This is a genomic window from Methylobacterium sp. WL103, from assembly GCF_008039885.1.
In the GTDB taxonomy this organism is placed as follows: domain Bacteria; phylum Pseudomonadota; class Alphaproteobacteria; order Rhizobiales; family Beijerinckiaceae; genus Methylobacterium; species Methylobacterium cerastii.
In genome coordinates this window covers 1-1,427 of record NZ_VRUX01000847.1, presented here as the reverse complement: position 1 = coordinate 1,427, position 1,427 = coordinate 1, and the positions used below count along the sequence as shown (strand labels likewise).

The window sequence follows — 1,427 nt, the reverse complement described above, 5'->3', positions numbered from 1 at the left end:
GCCTCGCCCGAGCCGCCCGTCCGCGCCCCGTCGAGGACGCCCCCGCGGCGCCCGTAGAGGGCCCGACCCGGCGCCAGCAGCGCGCGGCGGCCTCGGCGACGCTCGCCTCCGGCGTGCAGACGCTCACCGTCGAACCCGACGAGGCCGGGATGCGGATCGACCGCTTCCTCACGGCCCGCTTCCCGCAGCTGCCCTTCGCCCGCGTGCAGAGCATCGTCCGCAAGGGCGAGCTGCGCGTCGACGGCAAGCGTGCCAAGCCGAACGACCGGCTCGAGCCGGGCATGGCCGTGCGGGTGCCGCCGCTCAAGCTCGACCAGCCGGCCGACCGCCCGCGCAACCCGGTCCGCGACCAGGACGACGCCGAATTCATCCGCTCGCTAGTCCTCTACGAGGACGCGGACATGATGGTGCTGAACAAGCCCTTCGGCCTCGCGGTGCAGGGCGGCTCAGGCACCGTCCGGCACGTGGACGGGCTGCTCGAGGCGCTGGCCGGCCCCGACGGCTCGAAGCCGCGCCTCGTCCACCGCCTCGACAAGGACACCGCCGGCTGCCTCATCGTCGCCAAGACCCGGGTCGCGGCGGCGACGCTCGCCAAGAGCTTCCGCTCGCGCGCGGCGCGGAAGATCTACTGGGCGCTCACCGCCGGCGTGCCGCGCACGCCGCAGGGCCGGGTCTCGACCTACCTCGTCAAGGAGGAGCCGACCGACGCCGACGCCCGCATGCGAATCGCCCAGCACGGCGAGGAGGGCGCCACCCATGCGCTGACCTACTACGCCACCGTCGACCAGGCGGCGCAGAAGGTGTCGTGGCTGTCGTTCAAGCCGGTGACGGGGCGGACCCACCAGCTGCGCGCGCACGCGGCCCATATCGGACACCCGATCGTCGGCGACCCGAAGTATTTCTCGGTCGAGAACTGGGCGCTCCCCGGCGGCATCCAGAACCGGCTCCACCTGCTCGCCCGCCGGATCGTGATCCCGCATCCGCGCACCGGCAAGCCGATCGACGTGAGCGCGCCTCTGCCGCCGCACATGGCGCAGAGCTGGAACCTGCTCGGCTTCGATGCCGCCCGCTACGACCCGATCGTCGACGCGCCGGAGGCGTGAGGCCAAATCGGCGACGCCCCGGAGGCGCGGGGCCAAGCGTTCGTGATCGCGAAGGCGGCCCGCGCGTCGTGCTCTGCGGCGCCGCGAGGGTTGGCAACCACCCCGCGAGGCTCATATCCTCGAACGGCAGCGAAGCGCCGGCCCTTCGCTGCGCGCGACCGAGCCTAACTCGACCCCCGAGCCTAACTCGACCCCGTGGTGAGACCCGATCGACATGAAGCTCACGACGCTGGCCTGCCTCGCCGCCCTTTGCGTGATCGGTCCCGAGACCCTCGCGATTGCCGCCCCGGCTGCGGCCCCGGGCGCCCAGGCGCAGCCGTCGCT

The 1,427-nt window shown here is 73.2% G+C and carries 1 protein-coding gene; it reads left to right on the top strand.

The genetic code is table 11. From position 1 onward, the window contains the following. Positions 1-1,103 (top strand): RluA family pseudouridine synthase (locus FV222_RS26020; RefSeq protein WP_147816010.1); only part of this gene is annotated, 1,103 nt, incomplete at its 5' end. Positions 1,104-1,427 lie beyond the last annotated feature (324 nt).